Annotated in this window: 10 protein-coding genes; 4 read left to right on the forward strand and 6 right to left on the reverse strand. The window is 69.0% G+C overall.

All coding sequences use genetic code 11. From position 1 onward, the window contains the following. Nucleotides 1–80 precede the first annotated feature (80 nt). From groL to NHL51_RS03170, 3 genes are all read right to left on the reverse strand, one after another. On the reverse strand, nucleotides 81–1,700 hold the full coding sequence (groL, locus tag NHL51_RS03160; RefSeq protein ID WP_434141724.1) for a chaperonin GroEL: 1,620 nt from the start codon (nucleotides 1,698–1,700) through the stop codon (nucleotides 81–83). Nucleotides 1,701–1,975: 275 nt separating this feature from the next. Next, a complete protein-coding gene (locus tag NHL51_RS03165) occupies nucleotides 1,976–2,677 on the reverse strand; it encodes a LytR C-terminal domain-containing protein (RefSeq protein WP_434141725.1) in 702 nt (233 codons plus the stop codon). Between the two features lie 97 nt (nucleotides 2,678–2,774). Continuing rightward, the gene (locus tag NHL51_RS03170) at nucleotides 2,775–3,902 is read right to left on the reverse strand and encodes a heme/hemin ABC transporter substrate-binding protein (protein ID WP_434141726.1); all 1,128 of its coding nucleotides are present in this window, start codon (nucleotides 3,900–3,902) and stop codon (nucleotides 2,775–2,777) included. A 168-nt stretch (nucleotides 3,903–4,070) separates the two neighbouring features. On the opposite strand from NHL51_RS03170, the gene NHL51_RS03175 reads away from it, so the two are divergent. Then, on the forward strand, nucleotides 4,071–5,138 hold the full coding sequence (locus tag NHL51_RS03175) for a FecCD family ABC transporter permease (RefSeq protein ID WP_434141727.1): 1,068 nt from the start codon (nucleotides 4,071–4,073) through the stop codon (nucleotides 5,136–5,138). After that, nucleotides 5,138–5,959, forward strand: coding sequence for a heme ABC transporter ATP-binding protein (locus NHL51_RS03180; protein ID WP_434141728.1), 822 nt, complete (start codon nucleotides 5,138–5,140; stop codon nucleotides 5,957–5,959). Before NHL51_RS03175 ends, NHL51_RS03180 begins: the two co-directional genes overlap by 1 nt. Before the next feature lie 159 nt (nucleotides 5,960–6,118). Here the strand turns inward: NHL51_RS03180 and NHL51_RS03185 are convergent, their stop codons facing one another. Further along, entirely contained in the window at nucleotides 6,119–7,009 is an 891-nt protein-coding gene (locus NHL51_RS03185; RefSeq protein WP_434141729.1) for an HtaA domain-containing protein, read from the reverse strand. 132 nt (nucleotides 7,010–7,141) lie between these two features. Then, nucleotides 7,142–11,128 (reverse strand): HtaA domain-containing protein, encoded by a 3,987-nt coding sequence (locus tag NHL51_RS03190; protein ID WP_434141730.1) that lies wholly within the window; start codon nucleotides 11,126–11,128, stop codon nucleotides 7,142–7,144. A gap of 499 nt (nucleotides 11,129–11,627) precedes the next feature. Here NHL51_RS03190 and msrB point away from each other — a divergent pair, with 499 nt between their 5' ends. Continuing rightward, complete coding sequence (gene msrB / locus NHL51_RS03195) at nucleotides 11,628–12,098, forward strand: peptide-methionine (R)-S-oxide reductase MsrB (protein ID WP_434141731.1); 471 nt, start codon at nucleotides 11,628–11,630, stop codon at nucleotides 12,096–12,098. Beyond that, nucleotides 12,095–12,649 carry a nitroreductase family protein gene (locus tag NHL51_RS03200; RefSeq protein ID WP_434141732.1) on the forward strand — a complete coding sequence of 185 codons (555 nt, stop codon included), beginning with the start codon at nucleotides 12,095–12,097 and terminating at the stop codon, nucleotides 12,647–12,649. The genes msrB and NHL51_RS03200 overlap by 4 nt, the downstream gene beginning before the upstream one ends. A gap of 123 nt (nucleotides 12,650–12,772) precedes the next feature. On the opposite strand, the gene NHL51_RS03205 is transcribed toward NHL51_RS03200, so the two are convergent. Continuing rightward, a complete protein-coding gene (locus tag NHL51_RS03205) occupies nucleotides 12,773–13,723 on the reverse strand; it encodes a DMT family transporter (RefSeq protein ID WP_434141733.1) in 951 nt (316 codons plus the stop codon). Between the last annotated feature and the right edge of the window lie 21 nt (nucleotides 13,724–13,744).

Here is a 13,744-nt window from a genome sequence, read left to right on the forward strand (position 1 = left end):
ACCCTGCCGATGCGAACGGCCCCGAAAACGGGAGCAGGGGCCCCGCCGAAGCGGAACCCCTGCTCTGTATGCGGTGGGACTTAGAAGTCCATGCCGCCGGTCGGGTCGCCGGCCGGAGCCGCAGCGGGCTCGGGCTTGTCGGCGACGACGGCCTCGGTGGTGAGGAACAGGCCGGCGATCGAAGCCGCGTTCTGCAGCGCCGAACGGGTCACCTTGGCCGGGTCGAGGATGCCCTGGGCGACCAGGTCGCCGTAGTCGCCGGTCGCGGCGTTGAGGCCGTGGCCGACAGGCAGGTTCGCGACGCGATCGGCGACGACGCCGGGCTCGAGGCCCGCGTTCGCAGCGATCTGGCGCAGCGGCGCCTCGATGGCGGCCTTGACGATCTTGGCGCCGACGGCCTCGTCGCCCGCGAGCTCGAGCGAGTCGAACACGGTGGCGCCGGCCTGGATGAGTGCGACGCCGCCGCCGGGCAGCACGCCCTCCTCGACAGCCGCCTTCGCGTTGCGCACGGCGTCCTCGATGCGGTGCTTGCGCTCCTTGAGCTCGACCTCGGTCGCAGCGCCGGCCTTGATGACGGCCACGCCACCGGCGAGCTTCGCGAGGCGCTCCTGGAGCTTCTCGCGGTCGTAATCGCTGTCGGTCGACTCGATCTCGCGGCGGATCTGGGTCACGCGGCCCTGGATCGCCTCTTCTTCGCCGCCGCCCTGGACGATGGTGGTCTCGTCCTTGGTAATGATGACCTTGCGCGCGGTGCCGAGCATGTCGAGCGTCGCGTTCTCGAGCTTGAGGCCGACCTCTTCCGAGATGACCTGGCCGCCGGTGAGGATCGCGATGTCCTGCAGCATGGCCTTGCGGCGGTCGCCGAAACCGGGAGCCTTAACGGCTGCCGACTTGAAGATGCCGCGGATCTTGTTGAGCACGAGCGTCGCGAGAGCCTCGCCCTCGACGTCCTCGGCGATGATGAGGAGCTGCTTGCCCGACTGGATCACGGGATCGACGACGGGGAGGAGGTCCTTGATGTTCGAGACCTTGCCGTTGACGATGAGGACGTAGGGATCCTCGAAGACTGCCTCCTGGCGGTCGGCGTCGGTGACGAAGTAGGCCGAAAGGTAGCCCTTGTCGAAGCGCATGCCCTCGGTGAGCTCGAGCTCGGTGCCGAAGGTGTTCGACTCCTCGACGGTGACGACGCCCTCCTTGCCGACCTTGTCGATGGCCTCGGCGATGAGTGCGCCGATCTGCTCGTCGGCGGCCGAGATCGAAGCGGTCGCCGCGATCTGGTCGGTGGTCTCGATCTCGTTGGCGTTCTCGAGGAGCTGGGCCGAGACGGCTGCGACGGCCTTCTCGATGCCCTTCTTGATCGCGATGGGGTCGCTGCCGGCCGCGACGTTGCGCAGGCCCTCGCGCACGAGCGCCTGGGCGAGAACGGTAGCGGTGGTGGTGCCGTCGCCTGCGACGTCGTCGGTCTTCTTCGCGACCTCCTTGACGAGCTCGGCGCCGATCTTCTCGTAGGGGTCGTCGAGCTCGATCTCCTTGGCGATGGAGACGCCGTCGTTGGTGATCGTGGGGGCGCCCCACTTCTTCTCGAGCACGACGTTGCGGCCGCGCGGGCCGAGCGTCACCTTGACGGCATCGGCGAGGACATTGAGACCCCGCTCGAGACCGCGACGTGCTTCCTCATCAAAAGCAATCATCTTTGCCATGTAATTCGCCCCTCCCGGACGTCTAGTGGTTCGTGGGAACCGGGTGCTCGGGGTGACCCGAACGCTCGGTTGCTTAGCACTCAGTCGCTTCGACTGCTAACCCCAATCTTGGCACTCAGACCCTGAGAGTGCAAGAAATCATGCTCGCGTACAGCGAACAGCGCCGGCACGGGCGCGGGCGCGCCCGGACGAGCCGCCGAGCACGCATCGGTTCGACCGGTCGCGCGCACGGCGGAGCGGGCCGTCGAGCGACCGGTCGGGACTCGCGCGTCGGGTCAGGCCTCGGGCTGCTGCGGGTCGGTCGCCGCGGGATCGACCACTGCGCCGTCGACGGAACCGTCTGCGGGCGGCACCTCGGCATCGCCCGCGGCGGGCTCTTCGACCGGAGGCTCGACGGGCTGCTCGACCGCACCCGAGTTCGGACCGGCGTAGTCGGCGCCGAGCAGCACGATGAGGCGCGCGTCGTACTCGGCGTAGTCCTCGGTCAGGTAGGTGGAGACGCCGCCGAGCTGCTCGGCGAGGCCGCGGGCGGCGGATTCGTCGGCCGGGTCGCGGTAGAAGACCGCGGAGATCGGCACATCGCTCTCGGCGAGGTTCTCCGAGAAGAGCACCTGGCCCCAGCCCTCGGCCGTGATGGAGCCGGAGACGCCGGCGCCGAGGTTCGTGTCGGTCGTGCCGTTGAACACGGCGATCGTCGCGGCGGGGTCGAGCACGGCCGGCACCTCGGTCGAGGTGGGCTGCTGCTCGGAAGTCGGAGTGGGGCTCTTCCCGCCGACGCTCTGCACCACGAGCACGCCGATGCAGGTGAGCAGCACGAAGCCCAGCACGCCCGCGACGAGGTACCACCAGAAATGACGGGGCTTCGCAGTGACGCGGTGCGCGCCGACGCGGCCGCTGCGGGTGACCCGATCGAAGCGATCCTCCGGGTAATCCTGGCTGCGGCGCTGCGTTTCGGCACCGTGGTTGCTCTGCGCCAATCTCGTCCCCTCGCCCGTCATGAAATGCTGCATCGTTCTCGCGACGCCGTACTAGAGTACCCGACGCGCCGAGCCGAACCTGGGATGGCGCGGCCGCTCAGCCGGCCCGCTCGAGCGAATCGGGAGAGTAGATCGCGCGGGCGAGTCCGTCGATCACATCGGGGATGCGCGTACCGCCCGCGAAGAGCACGGCGTCGTCGATGTCGACGATGCGCCGGTTCTCGCCGGCGGTGGTGAGGGCGACGCTCGGCTGGGCCTGCAGCAGGCCGTCGACCCCGCCGGCGCTCTCGAGCCCCTTCGTCATCACGACGATGATGTCGGGGTCCATCCCGATGAGGGCTTCCTCGGTCATGGGCTTCTCGCCCTCGAGCCCGATCTCTTCAGCGACGTCGATCGCGCCGACCGAGCGGATGAGGCTGTCGACGCCGGTGCCCTCGCCGAAGAGGTAGAAGACGCCGGCGGTGCCGCGGATGTAGAGGAAGGCGACGCGCGGCAGCTTCTCGGCATCGGCCGGCAGCAGCTGCGCGACCTCCGCCTCCTTCGCGGCGATGGCCTGCTGCAGCTGCTCGATGAGCGCGGGGGCGGCCTCGCCGACGCCGAGGGCATCGGCGACCTGCTGCATCGTCAGGTAGCTCGACTCGGCGTCGACCGCGCGGTCGACGGTGACGACCGGCACGCCCGCGTCGCGCAGCTGCAGCACGACGTCGGTCGGGCCGATCGACCCGTCGGTGAGGATGAGGGTCGGGTCGAGGGCGAGCACGCCCTCGGCATCGATCGAATGGCCGTCTTTCGTGACAACCGGGATGTCTTCGGAACCGGGGAAGTTCGTCGAGACGTCACGGCCCGCGATCGAATCGCCGAAGCCGAAGGCGTGCACGAGTTCACCGACCGAGCCGCTCATCGAGAGCGGCACGATGCGCGCGGTGTCCTCCACCGTGATCTGCGTGTCGCCGCCGCGGTCGTGTGAGGCGACGGTGACGGGCAGTTCGCTCTTCGGGGCCTCGGCGAGGGGCGCGATCGACGGCCCGCCGACGACGGCGTGGGTGCTGCCGACGAACGCGGTCGGGTCGTCGAGGGGGGTGAGCTCGGAGAGCGGAGGCAGGTCGACCGCTTCGAGCGCGGCGGCGCTCTTGACGTCGGGGCCGGTCTGGCAGCCGACGAGCCCGAGCCCTGCAAGGGCGAGCACTGCGACCGCGGCGATCCTGCGCACCCGACCTGCCGTCATAACCCGAACGTCCCTTCATCAGATGTTTAACGGAATTAGCCTACCCTAACAACGGTAAGATGTTCCCTGGACTTCGAAGATCCAGCACATCGCCGCGCGTTCCGGGTGCGCCTCCAGCGGCACCCCGGTCTCAGCTCGCGCGTTCACGAAGGCAGAGCTCACCCACGCATGACCCCCTCCACGTCACCGTCGGCGAAACGCCACACGACCGCGAAGATCACGCTCTTCACGGTGCTGACCGTGGCGCTCGTGGCGTCGATCCTCGTCTCCGCAGGCACCGGCCAGCTCCCAATCCCTCCCCAGGAGGTGCTCGGATCCCTGCTCCACAAGATCGGCATCGACTGGCTGCCGCTGCCGACGCACCCCACGGGCGATGCGACCCTGTGGGCGATCCGCTTCCCCCGCGTCGCCATGGCCGCCCTCGTCGGCGCGGGGCTCTCGGTCGCCGGCCTCATCATGCAGGCGATCTTCGGCAACCCGCTCGCCGAGCCCGGCGTCATCGGCATCTCGTCGGGCGCCGCGGTCGGTGCGGGCCTCGCCATCGTGTTCGGCCTGAGCTTCTTCGGCGAATGGACCATCGCCGCCCTCGCATTCGCCGCGGGCCTCGCCGCCACCCTCATCGTCTACGCGATGAGCCGCGCCGACGGCCGCACCGAGGTCGTCACCCTCGTGCTCACCGGCATCGCCGTCAACGCGATCGCGGGCGCCGGCATCGCCCTGCTCACCTTCCTCGGCGACACGCAGTCGCGCGAGCAGATCGTGTTCTGGCAGCTCGGCAGCCTCGCCGGCAGTCGCTGGTCGCAGGCCCTCATCGTCGCCCCCATCATCGCGCTCGGGCTCGCCGCCTCCTACTTCGCCGCCCGCAAGCTCGACCTGCTCGCGCTCGGCGAGCGCAACGCGCGCCACCTCGGCGTCAACGTCGAAGCGCTGCGCATCATCATGATCTTCATCGTCGCGCTCTTGACCGGCGTCTCGGTCGCGTTCGCCGGCATCATCTCGTTCGTCGGCCTCGTCATCCCGCACCTCATGCGCATGATCCTGGGGCCCGCGCATCTGCCCCTCGTGACCGCGTCGGCGCTCGGCGGCGCGCTGCTGCTCACCCTCGCCGACCTCGGCGCCCGCACGATCGTACCGAACGCCGACATGCCGATCGGCATGCTCACCGCCCTCGTCGGCGGCCCCTTCTTCTTCTGGCTGCTGCGGCGCACCCGCAAGCGCAGCGGGGGGTGGGGATGATGGCCGCGCGCTACTTCGAGGCCCCGACCCGCACCGCGCCCGGCGATGTCGTCTGCGCTGCCGAATCGGTCTCGCTCATCAGAGGCGGCCGCAAGCTGCTCGACGAGGTGTCGCTCGAGCTGCGCGCCGGCGAGGTGCTCGCGCTGCTCGGCCCGAACGGCGCCGGCAAGTCGACGATGCTGAGCATCCTCTCGGGCGATGTCGCCCCCGATCAGGGGTCGGTGCGCTTCGGAGACCGCGACATCTCGGACTGGTCGCTGCCCGACCTCGCCCGGCGCCGCAGCGTGCTGCTGCAGGACAACCAGCTGCTGTTCCCGTTCACAGTGCACCAGGTGGTCGAGATGGGGCGCGCGCCGTGGCGGCGCACACCGCTCGAGGATCAGGACAACGAGGCGATCTCGGAGTCGATCAATGCGGCCGATATCGCTCATCTCGGCAACCGACGCGTGCCGTCGCTGTCGGGCGGTGAGCGGGCGCGCGCCGCGTTCGCGCGCGTCATGGCCGGGCGCACGGGCGTGCTCATGCTCGACGAGCCGACCGCGGCGCTCGACCTCGGCCACCAGGAATCCGTGCTGGGCCTCGCCCGCGCCCGCGCGAAGGCCGGCGACGCCGTGCTCGTCGTGCTGCACGACCTCAACCTGGCGAGCGCGTTCGCCGACCGCGCGGCGCTGCTGCGCGACGGGCAGATCGTGGCGTGCGATGCGCCCGAGCGGGTGCTGACCGCCGACATCGTCTCGGACGTGTACCGCACGCCGGTCGAGGTGATCCCTCACCCTGTGACCGGCCGCGGCATCATCATGCCGATGCGGCCGCTCGCCTGAGCGCTGCACGCCCGGGCGCCGTCGGCCCGCGCCGCACGCCGGGCACAGGGTGACGCCGAGTGCCTGCCTGGCGCCCGAGTACCTGCGTTCATCGCGTTATGAACGCAGGTACTCGGTGATTCGATGCGCAGTCGCGAACTCGGCACCGAGCGCGCGGGCCTATTCGGTCGGCGGCTCAGGATCCGCGGCGTCGGCCGGCTTCTTGCCCTTGCCGCGGCCCGCGATGAGCATGCCGCCTGTCACGCCGATGACGAGCAGCGCGACGCCGCCCACGACGATGGGCACCCAGGGCACCTCGGTCGCGGTCGGCTCGGGGGTCGCGGTCGGCTCGGCGGGGGCGTCGGGCTCGGGGGTCGCGACGGTCTCGCCGAGCTCGCACCCGGCGGCCGTGGCGGTCAGATTGATGGGGTCGAGCTCGTCGCCGGCGACGTAGCTGCCGTACTCGCCGTTGAACGCTGCGGCGCCCTCGGAGGTGAGGCGCGGCACAGCGCCCGCGATCTCGAGCTCGCCGCCGCTCGTCGAGAGAGCGCCCGCGAGATCCATCTTCGCGACGCGCACCGACTGCGCCTGCACGGCCGCGGCGTCGCCGTCGTCGGTCGCGCCGATCGTGAGCCCGAGGTAGGCGGTGTCGCCGCCCTCGATCTCGATGGTCGGGTCGCTCAGATCGAACTGGAGCGCACCGTCGTGGCCGGTGAAGTGCACCGCCCCGGTGAAGCCGATGCTGCCCGAGATCGGCGACGCCTGGAGTTCGCCCTGGGCCGCATCCCAGATGAAATCGGGCGTCTCGTACCGCATGTCGTCGCTCACGGTCCACTCGCCGTTCGCGATGCTGCCGCTGACGTACGAGCGGAAGCTCTCTTTCACGCCCCAGCGCAGCTCGGCCGACCCGACCGCGCAGGTGCCGCTCGTCTCGGTGGCCTCGGTGGCGCTCGGAGCAGCGGTCGCCGCGGTGGCGGGGGCTGCGAGAGCAAGAAGGGCCAGGGATCCCGCCGCGGCGAGGCGCCTCCACGCGCGTGCGGGGCGGTGGTGTTGCGACGCTGTTGCGTTCATGGAGCGGGCCTTCCTGGGGGTCTGCAAAGCATTCATTCTAGGAGTCTCGGTCGAGAAGCAGCCGGGGCAGGCCCCGAGCATTGAGGGGAAGAGGGCCCGCCTGGGCCGGTCTGTGCGCGGCCTGGGTCGCGGTCAGTCGCTGCCGGCGCCGCGGCGCTGGGCCACGACGAGCCCGGTGGTGCCGCCGGCGATGAGCAGGAGGAGGAGCGAACCGGCCCACCATACCCACATCGGGGTGCCGGTGTCGCTGAGGCCCGCGGCCTGCAGCTGACCCGATTCGGCCTCGGCGGCGATCGCCGCGACCTTCTTCTTCGCATCCTTCTTCTTCGCGTCGGCCTGCTTCTTGTCGAGCACCGTGATCTTCGCGCCGGCATCGGTGCTGCCCTGCAGAGTCAGCGTGTGCTCGCCCGGCTCGATGTCGTCGGGCAGGGTGCCGATCCACCGCACCGTACCGGCCTTGTTCGCGCCGGCGTTGTCGTCGAGCACGGTCGGTTCGGAGTACAGCACGACCAGGATGTCGCGCTCGCTCGCCTCGAAGCCGGTCGCCTCGAGCTCGATCTCGCCGCCGGGCACGATGTCCTGGGCGTCGGTGAGAATCGTGATGCCGGTCGTCGCGGGCGGGGTGGCCGCTGCCGTGCGCTTCTGGCCGACGGTCGAGGCCACCGTGGTCGAGCCGAAGCCCGCATGGTTGACCGCTCCGACAGTGAAGGTGACGGGATCGATGCCGAACGATCCACCGCCGGTGCCGCTGCTTCCGCTGCCGCCGCCGCTGATCGCGCCCGAGACGGGCACACCGCTCCAGGTGACCTCGCCGTTCGCACCGACCGACTTGCCCGCCGCACCGAGGTTCAGCGTGAAGGTGCTGCCGCCCGCCGAGATGGTGCCCGAGGTCGCGCTCGACACGGTGATGACCGGGTTGCTGAAGGTCTCGCTCATGAGGCCCTTATGTCCGGTGAAGGTGACGACCCCCGAGTACTGCACGGAGCCCGTCTGGCTCGCCGCATCCCACGAGCTGCTGGCCTGCGGGAAGACATAGCCGCCGCTGCCGCCGCCGACACCGCTCGTGCTCACGGAGCCCTTGGCGATCGGGCCGGTCGCATAGTTCGCGAAGCCCGACGAGACGCCCCAGATCAGCGAACCGGGCTGCTGCTGCCCCGGAGTCGGAGCGACCGGAGTCGGGGTCGGCTTCGGCTCGGGTTCGGGCTTCGGCTGAGGCTTCTCGGGGTCGGTAGGCTTGGCGTCGCTCGCCTCACCCACAGTGAAGGTGACCGCGTCAAGTACTTCGCCGACCTCGTACTGCTGGAACACCGGCACGCCTTCGGCACGGAGCGTCGTTCGTACGCCCTTCCAGGTGACCGCGCCATTGCCGGCGACGCTGCGCACCGACTCACCGAGGTGCAAGTCGGCAATCGCCGTCTGCTTGCCGGCGTACGTCGCATACAGCACTGCCGTGCGCGCGTCGGAGACCTTGATCACGGGGTCGGCGAGCGAGAAGCTCAGCGCACCACCGTGCGCGCTGAACGAGACCCCGCCTGCGTAACGCACTTCACCGGTCTCGGCACGGCTGTTCCATTCGCCTCCCGCGAGCTGGGGGAAGTTGAAGATGTTGCCGGTGCGGGTCGCGTTGCCGCTCAGCCCCACCTTGCCGTCAGAGTTGCTCTCGATGTACGAGCGGAACGAATCCTTGATGCCCCACTGCAGGCCTCCCGTAGTCGGCTTCGGGTCGGGGTTCTCGGGTTCTGTCTTCGACTTGAAGTTCACGACCGTGCGCAGCTCCTGAGCCGGGTTCGCCGTGTTGACGCCGCCGGCATAGCTGTAGATGCCGAACTTACCGCCCTTCACGAGCTCGGCCGGCTGCTTCAGCGTGACGGTCCAGGTGAATGATCCCGTCGCAGGATCGAGCTCGACCCACTGCCCGCGGACTTCTTCACGGAACGCATCCGGAACATCGTTTTCGAGCGTGTCCGCTGCCAGCGCCCAGCCGCGGTTCGACTTATCCATCTTGCGCTGGTCGCTCTTGACGCCTTCCGACGGCTTCCACTGCTCAGCGAAGTTGCCGAACACTACGAAAGTGCCCTGCGGCTTGTCCGCAGGAATCGGCTGTCCCAGCCCGCCGAGGTTCGCGTACGGGTCGAACCCGGTTCCCTTGACGACGAGCGTGTCGCCCTCTGTCACCTCGGTGTTGCCGAGCTCGGTGACGCCGTCCGCCTGATAGACCGTGATCGACGGCTCGAAGTCGGCACCGTTCGGGCGTTCGGTGTCGGTGTAATCCAACCCGAGCTTGAATTCTTGCGCCTGGTTATTCACACCACCGGCACCATAGGTATACACGCCGTAGTCACCCGAGATCGTCGCAGCATCCTTCGGCTCGGCGAGCGTCAGCTCGGCGGTCCAACTGCCATCCGCCGCAAGCGGCACCCACTGATTGCGCACCATCGCCTGGTACTGCGCGGGCACCTGGTCGAGCACGTTCTCCGCGAGCACCCACCCCTGCGGACCGACCTTCCGATCCTTCGACGACACCCCATCAGCCGGGCTCCACGCGGCAGCGAACTTGCCGAACACCACATATGATCCCTGCGGCAGCGTGCTGGGAATCGGCATTCCCCGACCACCGATGTTCGCTTCGGGATCGAACCCGGTGCCCTTCACCGTCAGCTTGTCACCCTTGTACACCTTCGCCCCCGCAGCCAACGGCGTCACCGAATCTCCCAGGAACACCCGCACCTCAGGCGACCATCCCTTCGGGCGTTCGGTGTCGGTGTAATCCAACCCGAGCTTGAATTCTTGCGCCTGGTTATTCACACCACCGGCACCATAGGTATACACGCCGTAGTCACCCGAGATCGTCGCAGCATCCTTCGGCTCGGCGAGCGTCAGCTCGGCGGTCCAACTGCCATCCGCCGCAAGCGGCACCCACTGATTGCGCACCATCGCCTGGTACTGCGCGGGCACCTGGTCGAGCACGTTCTCCGCGAGCACCCACCCCTGCGGACCGACCTTCCGATCCTTCGACGACACCCCATCAGCCGGGCTCCACGCGGCAGCGAACTTGCCGAACACCACATATGATCCCTGCGGCAGCGTGCTGGGAATCGGCATTCCCCGACCACCGATGTTCGCTTCGGGATCGAACCCGGTGCCCTTCACCGTCAGCTTGTCACCCTTGTACACCTTCGCCCCCGCAGCCAACGGCGTCACCGAATCTCCCAGGAACACCCGCACCTCAGGCGACCAGGTCACGTCGGGAATTTCCGGGGTCGTCGCTGCCGGAGTGGAGAACGAGAGCGAGTCGGCGGCCTGCCCGCCGTACTGGCCGAGCTCGGCGGGGATGATGGTGTCCGCGAAAGTGCCAGCGACGTCGCTCCATGCGCTGAGACCGTCGGCCTCGGTTGCTGCTCCAGTGGCGGCGATCGTCGCAATAACGACGCGCTGCAGGGCTTCGGCGCCGGGAGCCGCATCAACACTCATCTCCGCGCTCAGGACGGCTGAGCCATCGGCCGCTATCTCGATGCGCGGGTTCTGCATCACGATGCTGAAGCCGTGCGCCTCGTTCAGAAAGTTCACACCACCGGTGTAGGCGATGGTGCCCGTGCCTGCGGCCGGGTCGAATGTCGACTCGGCCGACTCCGGATAGTGCACAATGCCTTCGTCCGACAGCGTCGCGCCGCCGAAGACCATTTGCGCACCGCCGGCGAATCGCAGATAGTTGCGCCAGCTGGCCTTGAAGCCCCAATCGAGCGCGCCGCCGTCCTCGCGAATCGTCTCGAGAACCGCCGGGAGCGCGGTGGGGGCTACCGCAGCCTGCGCCTCTGCGGTGCTGGAGTCCTCTGCCGTAGCGTCGGCCAAGGGCTTCCCAGCATCCGCAACCGGAGCATCGGCAGGAGCATCGTCCGGCGCTTCCACAGAAGCATCGGCTTCGACCGCTGGCGCTTCCACAGAAGCATCGGCTTCGACCGCCGGCGCTTCGGCGCCTTGCAGTTCGACCTGCTCGGCTGCGGGATCCGCCGGAAGTTCTTCCGCATAGGCCGCGCTGCCGCCGATGAATGCACCTCCCGCCACAAGTGCGGTCGCCAGTAGTGCGGCGATCGATCCGCGGGTGCGTCGGCGTGCAAACATGCGCAAGCTGCTCCTTGACAGTGTGGGTGATGACAGCCGCCGCGAGCGAATCGCGACATGAGATCAGATCCAAGTAAGGCGTGCCTTACTGAACGGCCATGCAATAGTCTGACGAATATCATCTGATGATGCAAGTCGGGCCCTGTCCACAAGAATTTCTCACGGGTCGGCCAGGGTCTTCTCAGCACCGCAGCGCGCCCGGAACGTGCCGCACCCCGGGCCGTTGTTGCAGAAGCGTTGCCGCCGGATCGAAGTGTGCGGTGCGAGCTCGTTCGGACGTGCGAGCTCAATCGGAGCTTCACAGCGCATTCCATCCGAGGGAGCTCGCACGTCCGAGGGAGCTCACGGATCGGGCGCGCGACGCATCCGACACCGCAACCCGCGAAGACGCCGGAACGTTCGCTCCCGGCACCATCCGGCCCCGGGCCTGCGCGCGTAGACTCGAAAGGCATGCGCAGACGAGTGCTGCGCCCGAGCAGACTCCCCGAAGGAGGCCCCGATGAGCACCCCCATCACCCCCGACAGCGGCCACGACTTCGCCCTGAGCGACGCCGAGTGGCGCGACCGCCTCTCCCCCGACGAGTACGCCGTGCTGCGCCAGGCCGGCACCGAGCGACCGGGCACCGGCGAGCTGCTCCACGAGGAGCGCGCGGGCCTCTACACCTGCCGCGCCTGCGGTAACGAACTCTTCGTCGCGGGCACCAAGTTCGATGCGGGCTGCGGCTGGCCGAGCTTCTACGAGAGCGTGCGCCCCGAAGCGGTCGAGCTGCTCGAGGATGCGAGCATGGGCATGGTGCGCACGGAAGTGCGCTGCGCCCGATGCGGGTCGCACCTCGGCCATGTCTTCCCCGATGGCTTCGGCACGCCGACCGGCAACCGATACTGCATGAACTCCCTCGCGCTCGAGTTCGCCGAGGGCGCCGAGCCCTCCGAGACGCAGACGACCGAGGGCAAGGGATCGACGTCTTGACCGCCACTCCCCTGCCTGCACGCGAGGCGATCCGCCTCCGTCGTTCGCACTCGAAGCTGACCGGCGAGGCTCCGTCGACCGCCGAACTGCTCGATATGCTCAGCGTGCTGTCGTCGGTCGCAGATCATTCGGGGCTGCGCCCGTGGCGCATCATCGAGCTGCGCGGCGACGCCCGCGACCGGCTCGGCAAGGGGCTCGCGAAGGCCGCCGGCGAGGACCGCGAGAAGTACATCTCGAAAGCGCACCGCGCCCCGCTGGTGCTCGCTATCGTGGTGAGCCCGGTCGCGAGCGAGAAGGTGCCCGTGTGGGAGCAGGAGGCCGTCGCGAGCGGCGTCGCGCACACCCTCGGGCTGCTGCTGCACGAGGCGGGGTGGGGTTCGATCTGGCGTACGGGCAAGCTCACCCGCGAGAAGCCGGTGCGCAAGGCGCACCTGCTCGAGAAGGGCGAGTACCTGCTCGGCTGGCTCTACGTCGGCGGCATCCCCGAGAGGGATCAGAAGCACAAACCGCGCCGCCCGCTCGACGCGCGGCGCCATCTCAGCGCACTGTAACGAGGCTGCCGCGGGTCGGCTCGGGCCGACCATTGTCGTGAAGCGCCACCGTTCACGAACGCAGGCTTCTCCGGCGCCATATCGGGCCTGCAGCTGCCCCGGTACGCGCTATGGCCCCGGCGATCAGTGCGTCGTGCGCGGCCTACCGGGCAGCGCGGCGACCGCGACCGCGACGAGAGCGACGAGCGTGCCGATGAGCATACCGATACTGACACCGCCCGCGAGCGGCACCCCCGCTTCGAGCATCACCGAAGCGATCAGCTGACCGGCGACGTTCGCCATGCTGATCAGCAGCACACCTGCGACACGCACGAGCAGCGTGATGATCGCGATGAAGATCGCGCCGAGGATGCCGCCGATGTACAGCACCGGTTCGCTCGGCCAGTGCTGCGGCCACCCGTTCAGCGCGATCGAGACGGCGGCGAGCACCGCGAGCACCACGGTGCCGACGACGAAGCTGACGAAAGTCGCCGACAGCACGCTCTCCATCGCCGACCGCAGCAGCCCGTTGACCGCGGACTGCCACGAGACGCCGAACCCGGCGATGAGCGGCACGATGACGAACCAGGGGGAGCCCTGGAGCACCCCGCCCGAAATGCTGCCCGCGACCGAGATCACGACCGCGACGATCACGAGCCCCGTGCCGATGAGGCGAGTCAGCGTGGGCGCGACCTTGCCGGCCGGGCCGAGGCCCGCCTGGTCGAGCACGAGCCCGCCGATGACCTGGCCGGCAACCACGCCGACCGTGAACAGGGCGACCCCGATCAGGGGCGCGACGAGCGACTGACCGAGTACGAATACCGCGCCGGCGGCCCCGCCGAGCGTCGCCCAGAGCGGGAAGCGGCCCGAACGCAGTTCGGTCTTCAGCTTGCCGAAACCGCGCCTCGCCCGCGCCGAACAGATCGTGATGACCGCGACCAGCACGAGGCCCGAAGCGAACGAATAGCAGGCGGCGACGAACCCGCCGCCGAGCTCCTGACTGAGGCCCCCGTTGACGCGCGATTGCGCCGCGACCAGCATGCCCGCGATGCATGCGCTGAAGAGCGCGGCCGGGATGCGCAATTTGTCGTGCATTCGCACCACTCTATCGACCCG

Source organism: Leucobacter sp. gxy201 (assembly GCF_051043335.1).
Lineage (GTDB): Bacteria > Actinomycetota > Actinomycetes > Actinomycetales > Microbacteriaceae > Leucobacter.